Genomic DNA, 24,352 nt, shown 5'->3' with positions numbered 1-24,352 from the left:
CTAATGAGATTCTTCCTTTAAATGTCAGTTTTTCAAATGTCATATGAAACAAAAAATAGTATTTTTTACAGCAAGGGATTTGTCAAATGTTGGAGGAGGGGAGCGAATGCTTTCCTTGATTGCCAATGGACTATGTGACTCTTTTTCAATAACAATTTTAACTCCTTATGAAGCAGAAAGCTTCTATCCGTTTGATGAGAGAATTACCATTGAGAATCTTGGATTTAAAAATAGAAAATTAAGTGTCTTGAGGAAATTGCAATACTTTCCCATATTAAGGAAATTACAGTGTTTCCTTCATCAAACCGATATCTGCCGTTTTATTGCATGCTCGTCTATGGCTATAATTTTGACATCAATTATTGGGAATAAAGATGATGAAAGACTAATGGCTTGGATTCATACAAGTTTTTATCATCCAACTCCTTTTTATTTGCGTAAAATAATGTTGTCAAATCTCTATAAATTTAAAATTGTCTGCATTAATTCTATGGATATGGAGCAATATAGGAAATATGCAACAGATGTGATAAAGATTCCCAATCCTTTACCGTTTACTACAGAAATTAAATCACGATGTAATATGAAACGACTTATAGCTGTAGGACGTTTGGAAAAATGGAAAAGGTTTGATTTAATGATAAAAAGTTGTGCAAGAGTTTTATCTGAATATGATGACTGGGTGTTAGATATTTATGGTCAGGATGATGGTGAGAAAAAGCGATTAAATGCTTTGATAAAAGAAAATAATATGCAAGGGCGAATAAGACTTCATGCTCCTGTTGAAAATATACAAAGTGAATATATAAAGTCTTCTATTTTTGTTACAACTTCTAGAATTGAAGCATTTTCCCTCGTTTTGTTAGAAGCTTGTGAATCAGGGATTCCTTGTATTGCCTATGACGTACCTAGTGGACCTCGTGATATTGTGCAGAATGGCTATAATGGCTATTTAATTCAGGAGCTGAATAATGAAAGTTTTGAACTCCAATTGTCAAAACTTATGGAGTCGGAAACACTTCGTAAAAAAATGGGAAAGAATGCGATATTGAAAGCTCAAGAATTTGAATTTGCAAAAATTCTTGATTTGTGGAAACGGCAACTCTAAATGTCTACTAATAATGTTAAGTAATTTAAAAGTTCTCAAAAACGTAGTTTTGGGCTATATTTATAAGTGGCTTATAGATTGTAAAGTGTTTGTAATCCCATCTTTATCTCCTAATCCCAATATTAATAGTAAATTGATTGTATCTATGACCTCTTATGGAAGAAGAGTGGAAAAGTCGGTAGTTTACTATTCATTAGTTTCTATTTTGAGGCAAACTGTAAAGCCAGATCGTATTATTCTTTGCCTAGATGGGATAAAGTGGAATGATGAAAATTTGCCTAAAAAACTTGTAAGTTTGAAAAAAAAAGGTGTTGAGTTTTTATTTTGCGAAGATATGAGGTCTTATACAAAGTTGATTCCTTGTTTAGTTAAATATCCTAATGATAGTATTATTACTGTAGATGATGATATTCTTTATACAAGGGATACAATCAAGCGTTTAGTTGAAATAAATAGTAAAACTCCTAATGCGATATGTTGTCTGAACGGTAGTAAGCCTTTTTTAAAAGATGGATATGCCTGTAGGTACGAAACTTGGCGTCAATATAAAATAGACACGTTAGGGCAGAATTTGATATTTCCATGTGGAGTCGGTGCTGTTTTATATCCGCCTTATTCGTTAGATTCTCTTGTAATAAAGAAGGAGGAGTTCTTGACACTTTGCCCGTTAGCGGATGATGTGTGGTTTTGGTTTTGTGGGATGTTAAAGCAAACTCCCAAACATGTTATATATAAAAATCATTCAGATTATTCTTTTGATGCTTTATACCAGTATTTTCATAAAGGTTCGGCTTTAACACATACTAATAGGTTTGAACATCAAAATGACAAGCAAATTCGTGCGATTTTTGATTTTTATGGTGTGATTTTAGATAATGATGGTAATCTTTTGAGTAGGAATGAACAACGGATTAACTGTTGATTTGCTGTTGGTTAAAGCGTAGTAATAAATACAATTTTTTTATGAATATAGCAATTGTAGGCACCGGCTATGTGGGCTTAGTGTCTGGCACTTGTTTTGCAGAATTGGGTGCTAATGTAACGTGTGTAGATGTGAATACACAGAAGATAGAAAACTTGAAACGGGGGGAGATTCCTATCTATGAGCCTAATCTTGATAGCATGGTGTCACGTAATATGAAAGCTGGACGCTTACATTTTACGACAGATTTGGCATCCGTATTGGATGATGTAGAAGTAGTATTCAGTGCGGTGGGTACCCCTCCTGATGAAGATGGTAGTGCAGATTTACGTTATGTATTGGAAGTTGCAAAAACAGTAGGTCAGCACATGAATAAATATCTGGTGGTCGTAACTAAAAGTACTGTACCGGTTGGTACTGCTAAAAAGGTAAAGGCTGCAATTCAAACAGAGTTGGATAGGCGCGGTGTTCAGATTGATTTTGATGTGGCTTCTAATCCGGAATTCTTGAAAGAAGGCAATGCTATCGATGATTTTATGAAGCCTGACCGTGTAGTAGTAGGTGTAGAAAGTGAAAAGGCCAAGGAGTTGATGACCCGCCTTTACAAACCGATGTTACTGAGCAATTTTCGTGTGATATTCATGGATATCCCTTCAGCTGAAATGACTAAGTATGCGGCTAATTCAATGTTGGCAACCCGTATTAGCTTCATGAATGATATTGCGAATTTGTGCGAACTGGTGGGAGCGGATGTGAATATGGTACGCAAAGGTATTGGTACGGATAGTCGCATTGGTAGTAAGTTTCTCTATCCAGGGTGTGGATATGGAGGCTCTTGTTTCCCAAAGGATGTGAAAGCTTTAATCAAGACCGCAGCTAAAAATGGATATGATATGCGTGTGCTGAATGCTGTAGAAACTGTCAACGAAGATCAAAAGAACATTTTGTTTGAAAAATTTAAAAAGCATTTTGGCGGAAATATCAGAGGTAAGAAAGTTGCCATTTGGGGACTTGCTTTCAAACCAGAAACGGACGATATGCGTGAAGCTCCGTCTTTGACCTTGATTGATAGATTGTTGAAAGCCGGTTGCAAAGTTTGTGCATATGACCCGGTTGCTATGGGGGAGTGCAAACGTCGTATTGGCGATGTGATTTCTTATGGTAAGAATATGTATGATACCGTACTTGATGCAGATGCCATTTTCCATGTGACAGAATGGAAAGAATTCCGTATGCCCAGTTGGGGAGTGATAAAGAAGGCAATGAAGGAAAACCCGGTACTGATAGACGGTAGGAATGTGTTCGGTGCTTCGGATTTGGAAGGGATTGATTATTTGAAGATTGGATAAGGGTTATGATAGAAGGTTTAGTTTCTATAATAATGCCGTCATATAATGCTGCACGTTTTATAGGTGAAAGTATAAATTCTGTGTTGTTACAGACATATTCCCACTGGGAATTGCTGATTGCAGATGATTGTTCAAAAGACAATTCTGTGGAGGTAGCTCGCAGGTATTCCGATATAGATGAAAGAATAAAACTGTTTCCGTTGGACAAAAATGTAGGAGCGGCCGCGGCACGTAATGTGGCTATGGAACATGCGCAAGGACAATATATTGCTTTTTTGGATAGCGATGATGTGTGGGACGAACATAAACTGGAGAAGCAACTGGCTTTTATGGAACGATATTCTTATGCCTTTACATTTTCTAATTATTATGTAATGGAAGAAAATGGAGAAAAGACGGGGATTATTGTAAAAGTTCCTTCATCGTTAAGTTATCAGCAATATCTGCGAAATACGATTATTGGCTGCCTGACAGTAATAATTGATAGGAAACAGACTGGTGATTTCAAGATGCCTTTAATAAAGAGCAGCCATGATATGGCTTTGTGGTTGTTGATAATGAAACGTGGATTTAAAGCGTATGGTCTGAAAGATGTTTTGGCTGGTTATCGTTTGGTTTCCACATCCAATACTGCGAAGAAATGGAAAGCTGCGAAGGACGTTTGGCGAGTATATCAGGAAATAGAAAACTTGTCTGTATGGTATGCTGCCTATTGTTTTTGTGGGTATGCAATAAATGCGGTGTGGAAGAGGATTTGAGTTATGGATATTATACGTAAAGAAACGCTTTTCTCTTGGCTATGGAGAAAAACTTATAAAGAGAATTTACCATTCTTTCACATTGTTGTTGTTATTCTTTACTTACTCTTGTCTCAAAGCCTATAAGGAAATGGCTTTCGGCAGTACTAATACCAATAATCCCTTTTTCTAATCTAAGGGTACAATACTATAGATGGTGTGGTTATAAGATAGCTAAACATACTTTCATCAGAATGTGCTGCTATTTGGATGATATGTGTTACGACAAAATAGAAATTGGGGATAATGTGACAATTTCCTAATATTGCTCGCAGTGAAGATGGGGTAGTGGTAGGGGAGAATGTGGCGATAGGAGCCTGCAGCTTGGTGAATAAATCGGTTGTGGACAACTCTATTGTGGTTGGTATTCCTGCTAAAGAAATAAATAAGAAAGAATAGATTCTTGTAGATATAATGTTTTTTAAATTCCTTTTTGACCGAGCAGCCTCCCTTTTCGGCCTAATCTTCTTATCCCTAGTATTGCTTATTGTTGGCATTTTGATTCGTGTAAAAATGCCTGGTGGTCCTGTTATCTTCAAACAGAAAAGAGTGGGGCGGTACGGTAAATTATTTACCATGTATAAATTTCGTTCTATGATGGTCAGTCATTCCGGCAGTTCTGTTTCAGTGAAAGGGGAAAGCCGCATTACTCCTTTGGGAGCCAAATTGCGGAAATATAAGCTGGATGAATTGCCCGAACTGTGGAATGTGCTGATAGGTGACATGAGCTTTGTAGGTCCTCGCCCGGATGTGCCGGGGTATGCTGATAAACTGGAAGGAGAGGATAGGAGGATGCTTCTATTGAAGCCGGGCATTACGGGGCCTGCCAGTTTAAAATACCGAAATGAAGAAGAACTGTTGGCGGAACAAGACGATCCTCAGAAGTATAATGATGAGGTCTTGTTCCCGGATAAAGTACGGATAAACATTGAATATTTGGATAATTGGTCTTTTTGGTATGACATTAAAATCATTATTTATACAGTACTTGGAAAGGATTTATAAAATCCTTTCTTTTCTTTTTATTTCTCATTATGTGAGGAAATCGAATCATTAGAATAATCACATATATTTATGGATAAAAGAATATATCTTTGCCTCGCCCACATGAGCGGCAAGGAGATGGGTTTCATACAGGAAGCCTTCGATACGAATTGGGTGGTTCCGCTCGGTCCGAATGTGAATGCCTTTGAGCAGGATTTGGAACGCTTCGTGGGGCAGAATAAAAAGGTGGTGGCTTTGAGTGCGGGCACTGCGGCTGTACATCTGGCCCTGCTTGCTTGCGGAGTTAGTCAGGGCGACGAAGTGATAGTACAGAGCTTTACCTTTTGTGCCTCTTCCCATCCGGTGACCTACCTCGGTGCTACTCCGGTATTCGTGGATTCTGAGGCTGATACCTGGAACATGGACCCGGTTCTTCTGGAGCAGGCTATTAGGGACCGTATCGACAAGACCGGCCGAAAGCCCAAAGCGATTGTTCCGGTGGCTTTGTATGGGATGCCCTACAAGATAGACCAAATCATGTCGGTGGCAGATAAATATGATATTCCGGTCATAGAGGATGCCGCCGAAGGCTTTGGAAGCAAGTTTGACGGGCAAGTTCTTGGAACTTTTGGCAAATATGGTGTGCTTTCTTTCAATGGCAACAAGATGATAACCACCAGCGGTGGCGGTGCTTTGATTTGCCCTGATGAAGAGTCCAAACGTGAGATAATGTTCTATGCTACCCAGGCCCGTGAGTCCTATCCCTACTACCAGCATGAGCGTATAGGCTATAATTATAGGATGAGTAACATTTGTGCGGGAATCGGCCGCGGTCAGATGACGGTGGTGGATGAGCATATAGCGCACCATAAGCATCTGTGCGGTCTGTATCGTAAGTTGTTGGCCGATGTGGAGGGAATCACGCTTCATGAGAATCCTTCCGGACGTTATGACAGCAATTATTGGCTGAACACGGTACTGCTTGACGGGAATCTGCATGTGAGAGGTGAGGAGGATGCCTACCGTGAGACAGTAAAAGGCGCCGTAGGTGGTGCCGCCGGTGTTACGCATGAGTCAGTGAATGCCCATACTTCTTGTGAGCCTAACCGTAATGTAGAGGCCATGCGTGTTTGCTTGGATAAAGCCGGTATCGAGAGCCGTCCCTTATGGAAGCCCATGCACCTCCAGCCGGTTTATGCGGCTAATCCTGCCTATGTGAATGGTGTCAGTGAGGGCTTGTTCAAACGTGGTCTTTGCTTGCCGAGTGGTCCTTATGTGACGGATGAGGATGTGAGATACATAGTGAATGAAATGAAGAAGAGTATACTATGAAACTACATAGTATCAATTTTTTATGAACTAATTTCAGAAAACAGCTTCAGTGGGGCTGTTTTCTTTGTTTATAGGCATATTTAAGATGGTTACCGAGAAGTCTTCCCTGGCTTCGGGGGATGTCCATAATGTGATCCTCTGTGATAGAGAGTCATAGTTGTGTGTTGCCACTCTTACTTGAATAACCGTTCTTTGGTGGTGAATAATAACCAATAAACGTTTATCAATTATGGCAGTAGTAGCTTATTTAAGAGTAAGTACAGAAAAACAGTTTTTAGAGAATCAGCGCGAGGAAATTATACGCTTCGCGGAAAAGAATGGGTTGAGCATCGACAGATGGTACATGGAGACGGTCAGCGGAAAAGTGAGTAGCAAAGAGCGTAAACTGGCGGGCTTGTTGGACCGGATGAAACCGGGAGACTCCTTGATTATAACGGAGATTTCACGGCTTAGCCGGACACTGCTGGAGATAATGACCATTCTTAACTCCTGCATCAAAAGGGGAGTGGTGCTGTACAGTACCAAAGAGGGGTATGTGTTCCAGAATGACATCAACAGCAAAGTGCTGGGATTTGCTTTTGGACTGATGGCCGAGATAGAGCGTAATCTGATTTCCATGCGCACCAAAGAAGCACTGGAACGACGGAGGAAGGAGGGAAAACATCTGGGCAGGAAGAAAGGGGACACACCCAAAATGAAGATACTCTATGCGAACAAGAGGAAACTTGTGAGGGAGCACCAAAGAGGAGAGTCGTGTGCCGAGCTTGCCCGACAGATGGGAGTGTCACGGACTACGATGTTCCGTTTCCTGAGACGTTATTGAGCAATTCGGCTAAACGAAGGTGTCAAAGGTGGGATTCCTTTTGACACGCTTCGTGTGGGCTACTTATTCGGCCGATACTTCTTTCTCTTTCTTTTCCTTCTACTCTTTCCCACGCTTGTGCAGGTTTTTCAGCTCGAATGACAGCATGATACGGAAGAAACCTATAATCAGGAATGCAAACGAAATCATGTACACGGCGTAAAGGGCGCCTACTGCCGGTTGCCACAAGATGATGAGCGAGCAGATGACGGCAAGAATACCGAAAGCAACATACCATCCCCAGTCTCTTGTCCCGTATCTTTTGAGGTCCATGGCATAGCCTACGGATGAGAAGCCGCGGAACATCAGCCAGAAGGCGATGATGAATGGAATGACTTCCATGCTGAGCATCGGGTAGGCTATCAGGTAGAATCCCAGAATCATGTCGATGATGCCTCCAGCCAGATACCATCCCCAACTGGATACCCTTCTACGGTTACTTACTGCAAAGGATATTTCCAGCAGACCGCTGAACAACATGGAGACGCTGAACAGAATGCTCAATACCGCATACCCGCTGAGAGGGGAGAACATCAGGCTTATAGCCACTATTACATAAAGAATACCAAGAATGAGTGAAATCCACCAATTCTTTACTTCCTGCTGAAGTTCGTCAAAAATAGTTTTCATGTGAATTTAATTTTTTAAGTGATTATCATTAATTCGTCCGTAGAATAACAGTTTATCCGGAAAAAAGTTTCGGGTGAACTTTTTCTGTATGTAATTTGTTATGTATACATATAATTTGATAAAACTATGGCTACAACAAAATTTAAAGGACAACCGGTAAAGGTTATCGGTGAATTTATAAAGGTGGGCTCTGTTGCCCCCGATTTCGAATTGGTAAAAACAGATTTGTCTTCATTCTCTTTGAAGGAACTGAACGGGAAGAATGTTATTTTGAATATTTTCCCCAGCCTTGACACTGGTGTGTGCGCTACTTCTGTACGTAAGTTCAACAAACTGGCTGCCGGCCTGCCCGATACGGTAGTGTTGGCAATCTCCAAGGATTTACCTTTTGCACATGCACGTTTCTGTACAACGGAGGGTATTGAGAATGTGATTCCTTTGTCTGATTTCCGTTTCTCCGATTTTGATGAAAACTACGGGGTACGCATGGCCGACGGACCGCTTGCAGGTCTATTGGCGCGTTCGGTAGTGGTTATCGGTAAGGATGGTAAGATTGCCTATACGGAATTGGTACCTGAAATTACGCAAGAACCAGATTATGATAAAGCTATTGCAGCTGTAAAGTAGAAAGTTTGGATTTGGGATAAACAATAAAAAGCGGTGGACAGAATTTATCATGCTGTCCACCGCTTTTTTATTATCATGCCGTTTTCTTTTTTATTTCTTCTTCATTCCTTTATAGATGAAGAATGCCACGATTAGTACACCGATGCCGATAAATACATAACCTATCTCATGGCTGTATTCCGTTACTTTGGCAAGCAGCTGTTCCTCGTTCTCGATGCCGGGTACTGTGGACAAGTAATATCCGATAAAAGCCAGGATGGAATTCCAAAGGCCTGCACCCAAGGTGGTGTACAGCAAGAAAGTTCCCAGCTTCATGCGTGCCAGACCGGCAGGGATGGATATCAACTGGCGAACAGCAGGTATCAGGCGGCCGACAAAGGTTGATACGGCTCCATGCTTATCGAAGTATTCCTCCGCATGCTGCACTTTGGCTTCGTCGATGAGGCACATGTGCCCGAAACGGCTGTTGGCAAACTTGTAAATGATGGGGCGTCCCAGCCATTTTGCCAGATAGTAGTTTATCAAGGCTCCGATATTTGCCCCTATGGTTGCAAACAATACCACCAGATATATATTCATGTTGTCATTGTTGGCGGCTTTCCAAGCGGCAGGAGGGACTACAACTTCCGAGGGGAAGGGAATAAACGAACTTTCAATGGCCATCAATAAAGTGATGGTCCAGTAATTGAGGTGGTCGAGACACCATTGGATAAAGGCTACTGATTCCATTTGCTAGATTAGTGGTATATAATTACTGTTATTGTAATGCATTGAAAATATTCTTCATCACTAGGGCCAGCTCTTCCTGATTATCTTCTTGTAGTATCTGCTGTAATCTATCCAACTCTTCCAGCCTGAACGGATGTTCGCACAGCTGGTTGTACTTCATGAAGTTCTCTTTGTCTTTGAGCAGCATATACAGAGAGGTCAGCCTTTCGTTGATACCTTCAAAGTCCGGTTCCATCTCTTTGACATGTTCAAAGGCCAGCTTGGCATAGCTCAGTTGTCCTATTTCCATGCTACACATGCCTATTTCGTGCCAGGTATCCGCATAGGGGGCATACTCTAAGGCTTTGGCCCATCTCTTCACACCTTTCTCATACTCACCTTCTTCCATGTAGATGCGTCCCTCAATCAGGTACGGGTCTATCTCTTCGGGTGCCAGGTCGTATGCTTTTTTACAATATTGGTGGGCTTTGCGCTTTTTTCCCATCTTGTGCAGGCATAGGGCTGCATTGGCATAAAGAGAAGGCAAGGCGAAGTCATGGCTGTCTTCGGCCGTTATGGCTTTTTCCAGATAGTCGTATCCTTCTTTCCACTCTCCTTTGGAGGTTTTGTTCAGGCCGATGAAGGTGTTGATGAAACCGTGGGAGACGAGATGGAACTTTTCGGCTTGCAGGTAGTTTTCCATGGCACTTTCCTCATTTCCCAATTGGAAGAAGGAATGTCCTTTCATCAGGTAGGCATCGGCAAACTCGTCATCGGCCACCGTGGCATAGTCGCATGCTTCGATTGCTTTGTCGAACATCTGCTGGTCAAAGTAGCAACGGGCCAGTCCAAACCAGTAAGGAGCCGAATACGGATTCTTGTCAATCAGCTTATTGAAGAAGAAGGTGGCTTTTTCAAACAGTCCCTGGGCATAGTAACAATCGCCGGTGACGGCAAGGTAGGCTTCTTCTTCGGCATATTTTTCGAGTCCGCGCGTCAGCCATGTCAATGCTTTTTCCGGGAATCCCATGTCAATGTACATATAGGATACATCGACGATATTGGCCAGGTCGTCCTTATCGTCTATGCTGTTGAGTATCGCTTCCGCTTCTTCTTCTTTGCCTTCGCCCAACAGTAGGTTGGCTTTCAGCACTTTCACTTCGGAAGATTCTTCGGCAATCCGTTCCAATATATCTTTGGCTTGCTCTTTATGCTGGGTGTCGAGGAACAAGTATGCCTGTTCCACCAACAGAGCCGTATTATCCGGATGTATTCCCAAGCCATACTCTACGACCTCGGTAGCCATGGCATATTTATGATGCACGGCATACCAGTCTGCGAGGTCGGCTAAGTCGTCTGCGTCCAGATAGATGGTTCTGTTCTCTGCTTTGGCAGCTTCATATTGTTCTGCCATTTCTTGCAGTTCTTTGTCTCTTCCGGACAGCAGGTTTTTTTTACTCATATTCTTATTTATTGATTTTACCCCAAACGTCTTTCAGACCTACAGTACGGTTGAATACCATTTTTTCTGGCGTAGAATCTTTGTCAACATTAAAATAACCGATACGTTGGAACTGCAGGTAGGAGAGGGGCTGCATGCCGGCAGCGTACTTCTCGATGTAGCAGCAGGGCAGCACATTCAGGGAGTCGGGGTTGATCATTTCTTTCATGGCTGTCAGTGCGTCGCAGTTCTTCGCTTCGCGGATGGCGGCAAGCTCGTCGCGCGGGTTCTCCACTTTCCACAGACGGTCGTAGAGACGTACTTCTGCTTCGAGGCAGTGGGCACAACTTACCCAGTGGATGGTGCCTTTCACCTTACGGTTGGCTCCGGGCAGACCGCTCTTGGTATCGGGGTCGTATTCGCAATATACTTCGGTGATTTCACCGGCGTCGTTCTTCTTGCAGCCGGTGCATTTCACGATGTACGCGTTCTTCAGACGTACCTCTTGTCCCGGTGTCATGCGGAAGTATTTTTTCGGAGCATCTTCCATGAAGTCGTCGCGCTCCATCCAGAGTTCGCGGCTAAACTCGATGACGTGGTTGCCTTCTTCGGGATGTTCGGGGTTGTTGACGGCTTCCATCTCTTCCACTTGCCCTTCGGGATAGTTGGTGATGATAAGCTTCACCGGATTCAGTACGGCGGATACGCGGGTGGCGCGGTCGTTCAGGTCTTCGCGCACGGCGCTTTCCAGCAGGGCAAATTCATTGAGCGCATCGTAGGTTGTATATCCTATTTTGTCGATGAACTTATGGATGGACTCCGGAGAGTAACCGCGACGGCGGAAACCGCAGATAGTCGGCATACGGGGGTCGTCCCAACCGTTTACCAAGCCTTCCTTGACCAGCGTCAGCAGGTTGCGCTTGCTCATCAGCGTATAGCTGAGGTTCAGTTTGTTGAACTCATACTGATGGGGGCGGTTATCATCGAGGTCTTTGCCTTCCTTCACCCAGTCCACGAAGAGGTCGTAGAGCGGACGGTGGGGCACAAACTCCAGTGTGCAGAGCGAGTGTGTCACGCCTTCGAAGAAGTCGCTTTGTCCGTGGGCAAAGTCGTACATCGGATAAGCCTTCCAAGTGGTGCCCGTACGATGGTGCGGATGCTTCACTACACGGTAGATGATGGGGTCGCGGAAGTGCATGTTGGGGCTTGCCATGTCTATCTTGGCACGGAGCACCATGGCGCCTTCCTCAATCTCGCCGCTGTTCATCTTCTGGAACAAGTCCAGTGTTTCTTCGATAGGACGGTTGCGGTAGGGACTTTCCACACCGGGCTGGGTGGGAGTTCCTTTCTGGGCGGCAATCTGCTCGGAAGTCTGTTCGTCGATGTATGCCTTGCCCTCCTTGATGAGGCGGATAGCGAAGTCCCACAATTGCTGGAAATAGTCGGAAGCGTAATATTCGTTACCCCATTTGTAGCCCAGCCACTGGATGTCTTCCTTGATGGCTTCTACATATTCCACATCTTCCTTGGTGGGGTTGGTGTCATCGAAACGCAGGTTGCAGACACCGCCGTGTGCGGCGGCAATACCGAAATCAAGGCAGATGGCCTTGGCGTGTCCGATGTGGAGGTAACCGTTCGGTTCGGGCGGGAAGCGTGTTTGTACTTTTCCCCCGTTTTTACCTTCTTTCAAATCGTTTTCTACTATTTGCTCAATGAAGTTCAAGCTCTTTTTTTCGCTTGTTTCTTCGCTCTTTATTTCTGCCATAATGTTACTATTTTCGTATCGTGGGGACAAAGATAGGGTAAAAAAATGAAGAATGAAGAATGAAGAATGAAGATTTATTCGTTATGTACCGGGATATATCCGCTCTCTTTGATGATTTTCTGTCCTGCGGCAGACAAAATGAAATCGAGCAGAGGGGCTATGACCGAAGCGTTTTTCCGGTTATAATAATAGTATAGCGGGCGTACTATCGGATAAGTCTTATTGATGGCATTCTCCAGCGTGGGAGCGGCATAATGTTGCCCGTCGTATGAAACGGCGAGCGTCTTGATACGCGGCGATACATAGGCTAGACCCACATATCCGATGGCTCCGCGAGTTTGGCTGACGGATTGGATAATGGCTCCCGTGGCAGGCATGGAGAGACTGCTGCTCATGTAGTTCTTGTTTTTCAGTACGCTTTCCTTGAAGAACTCGTAGGTACCGGAGGAAGTCTCGCGGGAGTAGACTACGATTTTGCGGTCGTCTCCGCCCACTTGCTGCCAGTTGGTGATTTTGCCCCGGAAGATATCTTCCAGTTGTTGGCGGGTCAGTTGTGTCACCGGGTTAGAGGGGTGGACCACTACGGCAAGGGCATCGTAGGCGATGGGTACTTCCGCCAGGTCTTCTCCGGCAGCTTTGGCTTTCATCTTTTCGCTGAACTTGATGGCGCGGGAAGCCATGGCGATGTCCGTGGTCTGGTCCAGCAGGGCTGAAATACCGACACCGGTTCCGCCGCCGGTCACGGTGACACGGGCAGAGGGGTTCAGGGTCATAAAGCGTTCGGCGGTCTGCTGCGCTATGGGGAGCACGGTATCGCTGCCTTTGATGCGTTGCGCCTGCATGCCAGTGGTGGCTGTCAGTGCGAGGAGTAGAAGTAATTCTCTTGTCTTCATAAAACACATGATGCAAATAGGGTAAACAGATAATGCAATTGGGGCAAACACATGATGTAAACCGATGGTATGCATCATGTAATCTGGCTCAACGCATGATGCAAATTAAGGCAATGGATATTACAAATGTGTTACATGGGGTGTACTTTAAGTCGTTGTAACAGTTTTGTAACACCTTTGAAACATTTCTTTCAAACGTTAGTCACACTGCCTTAACATCCGGCCCGTTCCTTTGCATACAGAAATCAATAGGCAACATGAAAAAGATTTTTGAGAAGATTGTAGAAGGTATACTGGCTTGTAGCGGCTTTGTGACGAGTCTTACCATCGTACTTATCGTCGTGTTCCTCTTTTCCGAAGCGCTGGGCTTGTTCAGCAGCAAGGTGATAGAAGAAGGGTATGTATTGGCCTTGAATAAGGAGAATCGGGTGGGCGAACTGACTCCGGCACAGATAAAGAATGTCTTTGATGAAGAGCTGACAAACTGGAACGAAGTGGGAGGGGAGGACCTTCCTATCCGCCTTTTCCGTTTGGAGGACATCACACTGTATTATACGGAAGAGCAGTTGGGCGCTTCCTACGAAAATGCAGGTGCCTGCATTACGGAGCTGGTGGAGCGTACGCCTGGCATTATAGCCTTTGTACCGCAGCAGTTCATCGTCCGTCCAGACTCGGTGCATCTGCTGAAAGACAACACCATTTCGGTGAAGGACGTCTTTGCCGGTGCCGAATGGTTTCCCACGGCAACACCTGCTGCGCAGTTCGGCTTTTTGCCGCTCATTACGGGGACGCTGTGGGTCAGTCTGTTTGCCATCCTCTTTGCATTGCCGTTTGGTCTGTCGGTGGCAATCTATATGTCGGAGGTAGCCAATTCCCGGGTAAGGAATCTGCTGAAGCCCATCATTGAGTTGCTGAGTGGCATACCGTCGGTGGTCTACGGCTTTTTCGGCTTAATTGTCATTGTGCCGTTTTTGCAGCAGGTGTTCAACTTGCCGGTAGGCGAGAGCGGGCTGGCGGGCAGTATTGTGCTTGCCATTATGGCGTTGCCCACCATCATAACGGTGACAGAAGACGCGATGAGGAATTGTCCCCGCGCCATGCGCGAAGCCAGCTTGGCACTGGGAGCATCGCAATGGCAAACTATATATAAGGTGGTGATTCCTTACTCCATTTCGGGCATCACCTCCGGAGTGGTGTTGGGCATCGGCCGTGCGGTGGGCGAGACGATGGCTGTGCTGATGGTGACGGGCAACGCCGCCGTCATTCCCCATACCATCCTGGAACCGCTGCGCACCATTCCGGCAACGATTGCCGCCGAACTAGGCGAAGCGCCTGCCGGCGGAGCTCACTACGAAGCATTGTTCCTGCTGGGTGTCGTGCTGTTCTTCATCAGTTTATTGATAAACTTCACGGTGGAAGCAGTTTCGCCAAGACGAAAATAAAAGAAGGTAGATATGGTCAATAGAAAGCATCTTTCGCAAAACGTGGCATTCGGCTTGTTCCGTCTGTTGAGCCTAAGTGTGGTGGGGATTCTTTTTGCAATCCTCGGCTTCATTATATATAAAGGTATAGGAGTTATCGATTGGGAGTTCCTCACTACGGCTCCTACCAACGGTATGACTGCCGGCGGAATCCTTCCTGCCATTGTAGGTACGTTCTGCTTGATGGCGGGCAGTGCTTTATTTGCCTTTCCGGTGGGAGTGATGAGCGGTATTTATATGAATGAGTATGTGCCGAAAGGTTGGGTGGTACGCTTCATACGGATGATGACGAATAATCTGAGCGGCATCCCTTCCATCGTGTTCGGTCTGTTTGGCATGGCGCTGTTTGTCAACTATATGGATTTTGGAGACAGCATCCTGGCAGGTTCGTTGACGCTGGGTCTGCTAAGTCTGCCTTTGGTTATCCGCACCACGGAAGAAGCGCTGAAAGCCATCCCCGACAGCATGCGCGAGGGAAGCCGCGCGTTGGGAGCTACCAAGCTTCAGACCATCTGGCATGTCATCCTGCCGATGGGGATGCCCAATATCATCACCGGACTGATTCTGGCGTTGGGGCGTGTTTCGGGCGAGACGGCACCCATCCTTTTCACCTGTGCCGCCTACTTCCTGCCACAGCTGCCTACAAGTATCTTCGACCAGTGCATGGCGCTTCCTTATCACCTCTACGTCATCTCTACCAGCGGCACCGATATGGAAGCGCAGCTTCCCATTGCCTACGGCACGGCACTAGTGCTGATACTCATTATTCTCCTGGTGAACCTGTTGGCAAACGCCCTGCGGAAATACTTTGAGAAGAAGATTAAGACGAATTGAAAACATATACAATAGGTATGAAGAACAAGATAGAAACCCGTGACGTGAACTTCTGGTATGGCGATTTCCATGCCCTGAAAGGCATCAGCATGGACATTGAGGAGAAGTCTGTGATAGCCTTCATCGGCCCCTCGGGCTGTGGAAAGTCTACCTTCCTGCGCCTGCTGAACCGCATGAACGATTTGATTCCCGACACCCGTCTGACCGGCGAGATACGCATTGACGGACAAGACATCTATGGAAAAGGAGTGCAAGTGGACGAACTCCGCAAGAACGTAGGCATGGTGTTCCAGCGGCCCAATCCTTTCCCCAAAAGCATCTTCGAGAACGTTGCCTACGGACTTCGTGTGAATGGCATCACCGATAACGCCTTCATCCGTCAGCGGGTGGAAGAAACCCTGAAAGGCGCCGCCCTTTGGGACGAGGTGAAGGACAAGCTGAAAGTCTCCGCCTACGCCCTCTCCGGCGGTCAGCAGCAACGCCTCTGCATAGCCCGTGCCATGGCGGTGTCTCCTTCGGTCCTGCTGATGGACGAGCCGGCATCCGCCCTCGACCCCATCTCCACCGCCAAGGTGGAAGAGCTTATCCACGAGTTGAAGAAGCAGTACACTATCGTCATCGTCACCCACAACATGCAGCAGGCAGCGCGTGTCAGTGATAATACGGCTTTCTTCTATATGGGGCAGATGGTGGAGTTTGGAGATACCCGGAAGATATTTACGAATCCCGATAAGGTGGAGACGCAGAACTACATCACGGGACGCTTCGGGTAGCGGATTGTTCCATACAAGCAAAAATAAGTTGTACAAAAGTAATCTTAAAATAGAAACATTATGGTGAAGTTTATCGAATCTGAACTCGTCTTGCTGAAAAAGGAAATAGACGAAATGTGGACCCTGGTATATAATCAGCTCGACCGTGCAGGTGATGCCGTGCTTACGCTGGACCGGGAACTGGCCCAGCAGGTATTGGTGCGCGAACGTCGTGTCAATGCTTTCGAACTGAAAATAGACAGCGACGTGGAAGACATCATTGCCCTTTACAACCCCGTTGCCATCGACCTGCGCTTTGTGCTTGCCATGCTCAAAATCAATACGAACCTGGAGCGTCTGGGCGACTTTGCAGAGGGCATTGCCCGCTTTGCCCTCAACTGCCATGAACCTGCTTTGGATACTGAGCTGGTCAAGCAACTCCGTCTCGAAGAGATGATAGCCCAGGTACTCTCCATGCTCGAACAGGCAAAACAGGCGCTTCAGGAGGAGAGCCAGGAACTGGCTACCGCCGTGTTTGCCAAGGACAATATGCTGGATGAAATCAATGCTGAGGCCACTGCCATTCTTGCCGACTACATCAGCCGGCATCCGGAGAGTGCACTCTCTTGTCTGAACCTGGTGAGCGTGTTCCGCAAGTTGGAGCGTTCCGGCGACCACATCACGAATATTGCCGAAGAAATAGTGTTCTTTATCGACGCAAAAGTGTTAAAACATAGTGGGCGGACAGACGAACACTACTTAAATGATAAGAAATAAACAAAATTTTAGGATAATTTCAGTGTTTCATGGAAAATAGCCTTATATTTGTCCATTGAAAACGATTGCAGGTGTAGAAAAATGCTTTGAAATGATAATAAACTTAAATGATTTCTCAAAAAGATGTTATAAGACATGTTTTTTAATTTGGTTAGTATCACGAAAAGCGCCTATATTTGCATCGTTATCCTGAAAACAATCTTTTTACCTTAAAAAAAAAACTAATACCTATTGAAAACTGAAAAAGGAGGCTTTGTGAAAAGCTTCCTTTTTTTTGTACCTATACGAAGGGCTTTTTGTATCTTTGCGCATATTAATAATAAATCGCGTATAACCTAAAAGTATATAGAACCATGTTTTCCGGAATAGTAGAAGAATGTGCCACATTGGTGGCGATGGTCAAAGACCAGGAGAATGTACATTTTACTTTCAAGTGTTCATTCGTCAGTGAATTAAAAATAGACCAGAGTGTGTCTCACAACGGTGTTTGCCTGACGGTAGTCAGTCTGACAGATGATACCTATACCGTGACGGCCATGAAGGAAACGCTGGACCGTTCCAATCTTGGCTTGTTGCAGGTGGGAGATGAAGTGAATGTGGAGCGTAGTATGATGATGAACGGCCGGCTGGATGGCCATATCGTTCAAGGACATGTGGACCAGACTGCCACTTGCATCGATATAAAGGATGCGGAAGGAAGCTATTACTTTACTTTCCGGTATGCTTTTGACAAGGAGATGGCAAAGCGCGGCTACATCACGGTAGACAAAGGCTCGGTAACGGTCAATGGTGTCAGCCTGACCGTGTGCAATCCCACCGACGATACTTTCCAGGTGGCCATTATTCCTTACACCTTTGAGCATACCAATTTCCATGCTTTCAAAGTGGGCAGTGTGGTGAATCTGGAGTTCGATATCATTGGTAAGTACATCAGCCGCATGATACAATATAAATAAGGTAACGGCACTATGGACGATTTCCTGCAATTAGTGGCATCCCGTCAGAGTGACCGTGCCTATGATATGACTCGTGCCGTGGAGCCTGAGAAATATCGGTGATTTACTTTTTAGACACAGATGACGCAGATGACGCGGATTTTTTTAATATTCCAATCCGCGTCATCCGCGTCTAAAAAATAATCAAAAAGAAAGCAGATACGGAGTTTCCGGAAAGACTTCCGCGTGCTTACAAATCCTTCAGCAGCACCTTGCTTGCATTCTTGTAGTATTCCTCCCGTGCCTTCAGCAATGCTCCCCATTGGTTGTTGAATTCATTTTCCTTATCAATTTTGAAATCTTCTGAGCCGTGCGTGTCCAGTTTGTCCAGTAGGAGGGCCACATTCATTTTGTTGATATCCATGGAAGGCTGGTAAGCGATGTCTTCACTCTTTTCATCGGTCACCACTTCATGTAGGAGGTTGATTTCCTGCAATTCATAAAGGGTTTCGTGTGTCAGCCGGATGGGAATCTGGCACTCTTCGGATATCTCTTCGGCTGTATAGGGCTGGGCGTCTTGTTCAAAGCGCTTGGCTATGAGAGACATTATCAGGATGGAGATAAAATCGCGGTAGCGCCGGCTGATATTGCGCGCATCCTTGTCGAAGCTGAAGTTCCGGATATTCTGTCCGGCGTAGGTCAGTTCGGCACCGAATAGGCAGATGGTCCAGGATACCTGCAACCATAGCAGAAACATCGGAAGGGCGGCAAAACTACCATAGATGGCATTGTAACGGGAAACCCACAACTGGCTGCTGATGTAAAGGAATTGGAATGCCTGGTGTGCCGTACCTGCCAGAATACCGGATATGAGTGCGTGTTTCAGCTTGACCTTTGTATTCGGCATAAAGACGTACAGTGCTGTAAACATGAACCAGGTCAGCACGAAGGGGATGAGGCGCACCATAAACTTGCCGACGGGAGCCAGCAGGGTAAAGTCTTCGAGGTTCTTCACCATCGTACTCATGAAGATGGAAAGACCACCGGACACCACCAGCAGAATGGGCATCAGCAGAAGCATAGAGAAGTAATCCGTTATTTTGCGGTACATGCTGCGCGCCTTTTTCACCTGCCAGATGCGGTTGAAGGTGATTTCCATATTGTTGATTAGATTCAGGACTGTCCACAGCAACATAATCAGACCCACTCCGATGAATATTCCACTCTTGGTCTGAGACAAATACGAATTCACGAATTGCAGGATGACTTCCGTGGTTTCCGTAGGACCGCCGAAACCGTTGACAATCTGGCTTTCCATCAGATTATCGAATCCGAAACCGCGGGCTATGGCAAACAAAATGGCAAGAATAGGCACGATGGCAAGCAGCGTACTGTAAGTCAGCGCCGAGGCTTTGTTTACTATCCGGTCTTTGGTGAAGCGGTTGATGCAAAGATAAATCGTCTTGATGATATTGTATACGGAAAAGGTCGTTCGCGTGACTTCATCTTCCGTAATACGCCAGATGTCGTAGGTGAGGAATTTCCAAAGGGCAGCAATACGCTTGTTCATGCTATTATCTCGATTATCCATTGTCAATAAAAAAGCAGTCAGTCTGTAAGCCGGGTTCTGTTCTTCTGTTTCTGAAAAAGCCTAATTAGGAATTATCCATTCTTCATTATCCATTCTCCATTAAAGAAGTGTCTGTCATTTATCTGAGCCGCATGTCACCATACAAGCTTTAGCGGTCTACCCTCCGACATGGAGCGAGCAACTCTCATAACGTCGGTTTACATGACCTTACAACTCCCAAGACGCACAGCCCTTGTGTCGCCACAAGACTGGTAGGCTCTTACCCCACCTTCTCACCCTTACCGTAGCCCAAGGGCGACGGCGGTTATTTTCTTCTACGTTACTCTACCCTCACGGACAGCTTTCTGTTAGGAAGTGGGACGCTCTGTGTTGCCCGGACTTTCCTCATACGCACGAGGCGCAAGCGACAGACCGACCAACTGCTTTATAGGGTACAAAGATACGGAATATTAATGAAGAATGAAGAATGAAGGATGAAGAATTTGTTGTGCAGTGTGCGGATGCAGTACGGATGAATCCTTCATTCTTCATTCTTTACTCTTAATTATCTTAAAAACATGTATCTATTTCGGAATAAATTCGTAGCTTTGCTATTAGTAATAACCCCCAAATCCTTTTGGCCAATGAAAAAGTTATCCTCTCTTTTTTCTTTATTTCTGTTAATCCCGCTTTTTGCTGTCGCTTCGGAAGTGGGTGACCGTACAATACCTGCAGAAGTGGCGCAACTCGCTGACAGTTTGAAACAAAAGTTTGCACCGGACAAGCGCGTGGCTTTGTTCGATGTGGATTACTCTTTCTCCGGAAAGAATGTGATGTTGCGTGGTGTCACCACTTCGGCAGAGGCAAAGACGGCTTTGCTGGATGGTTTGGCAAAGAAAGGATATGCGGTGATGGATTGTCTGCAAGTGCTTCCGGATGAGGCCGGACTTGAAGGCAAGACGTATGGCATTGTCAATGTGTCTGTGTGCAATCTTCGGGTAGCCCCGGATTTCTCTTCAGAAATGATGACGCAAGGCTTGATGGGTATGCCGGTGCGGGTGTTGCAGCGCGACGGCTGGTACCGTATCCAGACACCGGACAACTACATTGCATGGGTACACCGAGTAGGCATACATCCCGTCACGCGGGAAGAGCTGACCGCTTGGAACAATGCAGAGAAAATAGTGGTGACTTCGCATTATGGCTTTGTCTACTCACAGCCCAGCCAGGCATCGCAGACCGTCTCTGATGTTGCTGCCGGAAACCGCCTGAAGTGGGAGGGGACAAAAGGTGCCTTTTATAAGGTGGCTTATCCCGACGGCCGCCAGGGATATATCTCCAAATCCATCTCTATGCCTGAGAAGAAATGGCGGGCAGCCTTGAAGCAGGACGCAGCCAGCATTATAGCTACGGCGCATAGCATGATGGGCATCCCTTATCTTTGGGCTGGCACTTCCTCCAAAGGGGTGGATTGTAGCGGCTTCATGCGCACCGTTCTTTTCATGCACGACATCATCATTCCGCGGGATGCTTCCCAGCAGGCATACGTGGGCGAGCATATCGATATCGCTCCTGATTTCAGTAACCTCCAGCCGGGCGATTTGATTTTCTTCGGGCGCAAGGCGACGCCGGAACGCAAGGAACGTGTGGTACATGTCGGCATGTATATCGGCAACAAGCGTTTCATCCATTCGCAAGGCGATGTGCGCGTCAATAGCTTCAGCCCCGACGACGAGCTGTTCGATGAATACAACCTCGGTAGACTGTTGTTCGCTACGCGCGTGTTACCTTATATAAATAAGGAGGCGTCGCTCAATACAACGAAAACGAATCCATTTTATTCAATGTAATAATGTGCTAATGTGCCAATATGCCAATGACCTCGGCGTGACGGTGCAAACATGACGTAGTATATATATAGCGCAGCCCATTGGCATATTGGCACATTTAATACACACACAATTATGTCAAACAGAAGAGATTTCCTGAAAACCGCCGCTTTTGCCGCACTCGGCTCAGGCATGGCAATCAATCATGTATTTGCCGGAGGAAATGACGCTCCTTCCTTGTTCAACGTGAACAGTAGGGCAGGTGTAACCCCCAAAATGAAACTGCGTTTCTTCCCCTATGAACTGAAATTGCGCCATGTCTTTACAGTGGCCACCTACTCGCGTACTACCACTCCCGACGTTCAGGTCGAGATAGAATATGATGGCATTATCGGTTATGGTGAAGCCTCCATGCCCCCGTACCTGCAACACGAACTGGGCACGATGGACAGTGTATTGGCTTTTCTGAAGAAGGTGCAGGATGTCATCGGCCAATTCTCAGACCCCTTTCAGCTGGAAGATATACTGGCTTATATAGACAGCCTCTCGGCAGGGGATTCCGCTGCTAAAACTGCTGTGGACATCGCCTTGCACGACCTTGTGGGCAAACTGTTGCAAGCCCCTTGGTATAAGATATGGGGTTTGGACAAGGAGAAGACTCCCTCTACAACTTTCACCATCGGCATTGATACGGCCGACGTGGTGCGTGAAAAGACGAAAGAGTGTGCCGACCGGTTCAATATCCTTAAAGTGAAGCTGGGGCGGGAGAACGACAAAGAAATGATAGAGACCATCCGTTCGGTGACAGACCTTCCGATTGCCATTGATGCCAACCAGGGCTGGAAAGACAAACATCATGCGCTCGATATGATACATTGGCTGCACGAAAAAGGAATTGTCATGATAGAGCAACCGATGCCCAAGGAACAATTGGACGATATCGCATGGGTCGCCCAGCAAAGCCCGTTACCCATATTTGCCGATGAGTCCATTCAGCGTCTGAAGGATGTGGCAGGCTTGAAGGGCGCCTTTACGGGCATCAACATCAAGCTGATGAAGTGTACCGGTATGCGCGAAGCCTGGAAGATGGTGACTTTGGCACGTGCATTGGACATGAAAGTGATGGTAGGCTGTATGACCGAGACCTCTTGTGCCATTACCGCTGCCTCTCAATTCTCTCCGGCAGTGGACTTTGCCGACTTGGACGGTAGTCTGCTGATTGCGAACGACCGTTTCAAGGGTATGGAGGTTGTGAAAGGTAAGATAACGTTGCCCGATTTGCCGGGTATTGGAGTGGTGAAGTTATGAGAAAGCTATTGTATACCGTCGCTCTGTTTGTGATAGCTTCTGCATGCAGCACGAAGTCCGAGAGCAAGCCCTATAATTGGGAGGACGACCTGCACCAACGTCTGCTTACGGATTTCTGTATGACGGAATCCCAGGTGAAGGACTATATCCGCAAGTATATTCCCGACGTGACCGATGAGCAGATGCGCCAGTGGGAAGCTTCCAAAGCTTTGGAGTGCATGATGCTGGATGGAGAGAAACGCTATTTCCGTAATGCCGGACCTAATCTGTTTCGTGTGGACTCCACTTGCTATGACATCAAGATAGCCAAGGAAGGTTCTTCGCCGAGTGGCAGCGAGAAAGTGAATATGGAGAACCTGCCCGAAATCATTTCTGCTGTGAAGAAGGAGGGCAAGGCCATTGTTGCGCCGAAGCGCATGCGCGTCACCTACACGTTGACCGTGGATACCAATGCCGTGCCTGCCGGGAAAATCATCCGTTGCTGGTTGCCCTATCCCCGTCAGGACCAGGCTCGGCAGCAGGATGTCGAGTTCATTTCGGCCAGTGAACCGCAATACACCTTTTCGTCGCCCGAGTGCCGTCACAGTACATTGTACATGGAGAAACGTGCTGTCGAGGGCGAACCGACCGTATTCTCCGAAACCTTTGAGTTTACCGCCAACGGCGAATGGCATAATCTGAAGCCGGAAGACGTGCAGCCCTATGATACGACGACCGCTCTTTATAAGGAATATACTGCCGAGCGTGAGAAGCATATCGTCTTTTCCCCGCGCTTGCGCGAACTTGCTGCCAAATTGACAGCCGGTGAAACCAACCCCTACCTGAAAGCCAAACGTATCTTCCGTTGGGTGAATGACAACTTCCCGTGGGCTTCTGCACGCGAATATTCCACCATTGAGAATATCCCGGAATATGTGTTGGACAACCGTCACGGAGACTGTGGTCAAGTCAGCCTGCTGTTCATTACGCTTTGCCGCATCAGTGGCATTCCCGCACATTTCCAGAGCGGCTTCATGATGCATCCCCGTGCATGGAATCTGCACGATTGGGCGGAAGTCTACTTTGAGGGTGTGGGTTGGGTGCCTGCCGACCAGTCATTCGGCATTCCTACCTTTGCCCGCAATGCCGACGAAGAATATTTCTTCTTGGGTGGTATAGACTCTTGGCGCATGATTGTGAACACTGATTACGGCATGCCGCTACAACCCAAAAAGCAGTATCCCCGCAGCGAGACGGTGGACTTCCAGCGTGGCGAGGTGGAGTGGGAGGGAGGTAACCTCTACTTCCCGCAGTGGGACTACCACATGGACATTGATTACTTGAATTATTAAGGCGATATCCGCCCTACTGAAACAGATGATGCGTTCAGCCCGAATGCATCATCTGTTTGTGCAAAACGCATCATCTGTTTCCCAAAAACGTATCATCCGTTTCGGTCGCAACGGGTG

The 24,352-nt window shown here is 46.3% G+C and carries 22 protein-coding genes, 1 other RNA gene and 1 pseudogene; 17 read left to right on the top strand and 7 right to left on the bottom strand.

The window, feature by feature from the left end; genetic code table 11:
* Positions 1-43 precede the first annotated feature (43 nt).
* The 7 genes from DW947_RS09970 (at position 44) to DW947_RS09935 (ending at position 7,315) form a co-directional block, all read left to right on the top strand.
* Positions 44-1,108, top strand: coding sequence for a glycosyltransferase family 4 protein (locus DW947_RS09970; protein WP_117963182.1), 1,065 nt, complete (start codon positions 44-46; stop codon positions 1,106-1,108).
* Between the two features lie 13 nt (positions 1,109-1,121).
* Positions 1,122-2,030, top strand: coding sequence for a glycosyltransferase family A protein (locus DW947_RS09965; RefSeq protein ID WP_117963180.1), 909 nt, complete (start codon positions 1,122-1,124; stop codon positions 2,028-2,030).
* Positions 2,031-2,071: 41 nt separating this feature from the next.
* On the top strand, positions 2,072-3,379 hold the full coding sequence (locus DW947_RS09960; protein WP_117963178.1) for a UDP-glucose dehydrogenase family protein: 1,308 nt from the start codon (positions 2,072-2,074) through the stop codon (positions 3,377-3,379).
* 5 nt (positions 3,380-3,384) lie between these two features.
* The gene (locus DW947_RS09955) at positions 3,385-4,137 is read left to right on the top strand and encodes a glycosyltransferase family 2 protein (RefSeq protein ID WP_117963176.1); all 753 of its coding nucleotides are present in this window, start codon (positions 3,385-3,387) and stop codon (positions 4,135-4,137) included.
* Between the two features lie 453 nt (positions 4,138-4,590).
* Entirely contained in the window at positions 4,591-5,181 is a 591-nt protein-coding gene (locus DW947_RS09945) for a sugar transferase (RefSeq protein WP_117963174.1), read from the top strand.
* A gap of 69 nt (positions 5,182-5,250) precedes the next feature.
* On the top strand, positions 5,251-6,492 hold the full coding sequence (locus DW947_RS09940; RefSeq protein ID WP_117963172.1) for a DegT/DnrJ/EryC1/StrS family aminotransferase: 1,242 nt from the start codon (positions 5,251-5,253) through the stop codon (positions 6,490-6,492).
* Between the two features lie 229 nt (positions 6,493-6,721).
* Positions 6,722-7,315 carry a master DNA invertase Mpi family serine-type recombinase gene (locus DW947_RS09935; RefSeq protein WP_005831322.1) on the top strand — a complete coding sequence of 198 codons (594 nt, stop codon included), beginning with the start codon at positions 6,722-6,724 and terminating at the stop codon, positions 7,313-7,315.
* 99 nt (positions 7,316-7,414) lie between these two features.
* Here DW947_RS09935 and DW947_RS09930 read toward each other — a convergent pair whose 3' ends face one another.
* Complete coding sequence (locus DW947_RS09930) at positions 7,415-7,984, bottom strand: HdeD family acid-resistance protein (RefSeq protein WP_098032750.1); 570 nt, start codon at positions 7,982-7,984, stop codon at positions 7,415-7,417.
* Between the two features lie 126 nt (positions 7,985-8,110).
* Between DW947_RS09930 and tpx the strand changes: the two genes are divergently transcribed.
* Positions 8,111-8,611, top strand: a complete 501-nt coding sequence (gene tpx / locus DW947_RS09925; RefSeq protein ID WP_005831317.1) for a thiol peroxidase — start codon at positions 8,111-8,113, stop codon at positions 8,609-8,611.
* A 90-nt stretch (positions 8,612-8,701) separates the two neighbouring features.
* On the opposite strand, the gene DW947_RS09920 is transcribed toward tpx, so the two are convergent.
* From DW947_RS09920 to DW947_RS09905, 4 genes are all read right to left on the bottom strand, one after another.
* Positions 8,702-9,340, bottom strand: a complete 639-nt coding sequence (locus DW947_RS09920) for a DedA family protein (RefSeq protein ID WP_005831315.1) — start codon at positions 9,338-9,340, stop codon at positions 8,702-8,704.
* 28 nt (positions 9,341-9,368) lie between these two features.
* On the bottom strand, positions 9,369-10,781 hold the full coding sequence (locus DW947_RS09915; protein ID WP_117689179.1) for a tetratricopeptide repeat protein: 1,413 nt from the start codon (positions 10,779-10,781) through the stop codon (positions 9,369-9,371).
* 4 nt (positions 10,782-10,785) lie between these two features.
* Positions 10,786-12,525 (bottom strand): glutamine--tRNA ligase/YqeY domain fusion protein, encoded by a 1,740-nt coding sequence (locus tag DW947_RS09910; protein ID WP_005832304.1) that lies wholly within the window; start codon positions 12,523-12,525, stop codon positions 10,786-10,788.
* Between the two features lie 74 nt (positions 12,526-12,599).
* Positions 12,600-13,418 carry a PstS family phosphate ABC transporter substrate-binding protein gene (locus DW947_RS09905; protein ID WP_117963170.1) on the bottom strand — a complete coding sequence of 273 codons (819 nt, stop codon included), beginning with the start codon at positions 13,416-13,418 and terminating at the stop codon, positions 12,600-12,602.
* 257 nt (positions 13,419-13,675) lie between these two features.
* On the opposite strand from DW947_RS09905, the gene pstC reads away from it, so the two are divergent.
* From pstC to DW947_RS09875, 6 genes and pseudogenes are all read left to right on the top strand, one after another.
* Complete coding sequence (gene pstC / locus DW947_RS09900; RefSeq protein ID WP_044467405.1) at positions 13,676-14,860, top strand: phosphate ABC transporter permease subunit PstC; 1,185 nt, start codon at positions 13,676-13,678, stop codon at positions 14,858-14,860.
* Between the two features lie 12 nt (positions 14,861-14,872).
* Complete coding sequence (gene pstA, locus DW947_RS09895) at positions 14,873-15,733, top strand: phosphate ABC transporter permease PstA (protein ID WP_022401248.1); 861 nt, start codon at positions 14,873-14,875, stop codon at positions 15,731-15,733.
* 17 nt (positions 15,734-15,750) lie between these two features.
* On the top strand, positions 15,751-16,506 hold the full coding sequence (pstB, locus tag DW947_RS09890) for a phosphate ABC transporter ATP-binding protein PstB (protein WP_016274364.1): 756 nt from the start codon (positions 15,751-15,753) through the stop codon (positions 16,504-16,506).
* Between the two features lie 60 nt (positions 16,507-16,566).
* Positions 16,567-17,262 carry a phosphate signaling complex protein PhoU gene (phoU, locus tag DW947_RS09885; protein ID WP_005832294.1) on the top strand — a complete coding sequence of 232 codons (696 nt, stop codon included), beginning with the start codon at positions 16,567-16,569 and terminating at the stop codon, positions 17,260-17,262.
* A gap of 353 nt (positions 17,263-17,615) precedes the next feature.
* Entirely contained in the window at positions 17,616-18,218 is a 603-nt protein-coding gene (locus tag DW947_RS09880) for a riboflavin synthase (RefSeq protein ID WP_005832292.1), read from the top strand.
* A gap of 12 nt (positions 18,219-18,230) precedes the next feature.
* Positions 18,231-18,311, top strand: a pseudogene (locus tag DW947_RS09875) (NAD(P)H nitroreductase); the annotation flags it as partial.
* 136 nt (positions 18,312-18,447) lie between these two features.
* On the opposite strand, the gene DW947_RS09870 reads toward DW947_RS09875, so the two are convergent.
* Positions 18,448-19,767 (bottom strand): YihY/virulence factor BrkB family protein, encoded by a 1,320-nt coding sequence (locus DW947_RS09870; protein WP_005832288.1) that lies wholly within the window; start codon positions 19,765-19,767, stop codon positions 18,448-18,450.
* 30 nt (positions 19,768-19,797) lie between these two features.
* Positions 19,798-20,211: RNase P RNA component class A (gene rnpB / locus DW947_RS09865), an RNA gene on the bottom strand.
* Positions 20,212-20,411: 200 nt separating this feature from the next.
* On the opposite strand from rnpB, the gene DW947_RS09860 reads away from it, so the two are divergent.
* From DW947_RS09860 to DW947_RS09850, 3 genes are all read left to right on the top strand, one after another.
* Positions 20,412-21,617, top strand: a complete 1,206-nt coding sequence (locus DW947_RS09860; RefSeq protein WP_044468207.1) for an NlpC/P60 family protein — start codon at positions 20,412-20,414, stop codon at positions 21,615-21,617.
* Positions 21,618-21,731: 114 nt separating this feature from the next.
* Positions 21,732-22,904 (top strand): dipeptide epimerase, encoded by a 1,173-nt coding sequence (locus DW947_RS09855; RefSeq protein WP_009038253.1) that lies wholly within the window; start codon positions 21,732-21,734, stop codon positions 22,902-22,904.
* The gene (locus tag DW947_RS09850; protein WP_117963168.1) at positions 22,901-24,235 is read left to right on the top strand and encodes a transglutaminase-like domain-containing protein; all 1,335 of its coding nucleotides are present in this window, start codon (positions 22,901-22,903) and stop codon (positions 24,233-24,235) included. The genes DW947_RS09855 and DW947_RS09850 overlap by 4 nt, the downstream gene beginning before the upstream one ends.
* Positions 24,236-24,352: the final 117 nt, after the last annotated feature.

The organism is Bacteroides sp. AM44-19 (genome assembly GCF_003603395.1).
In the GTDB taxonomy this organism is placed as follows: Bacteria; Bacteroidota; Bacteroidia; order Bacteroidales; family Bacteroidaceae; genus Bacteroides; species Bacteroides uniformis.
Note: the sequence above shows the minus strand (reverse complement) of the source record. Positions and strands in the feature narration are given on the sequence as shown.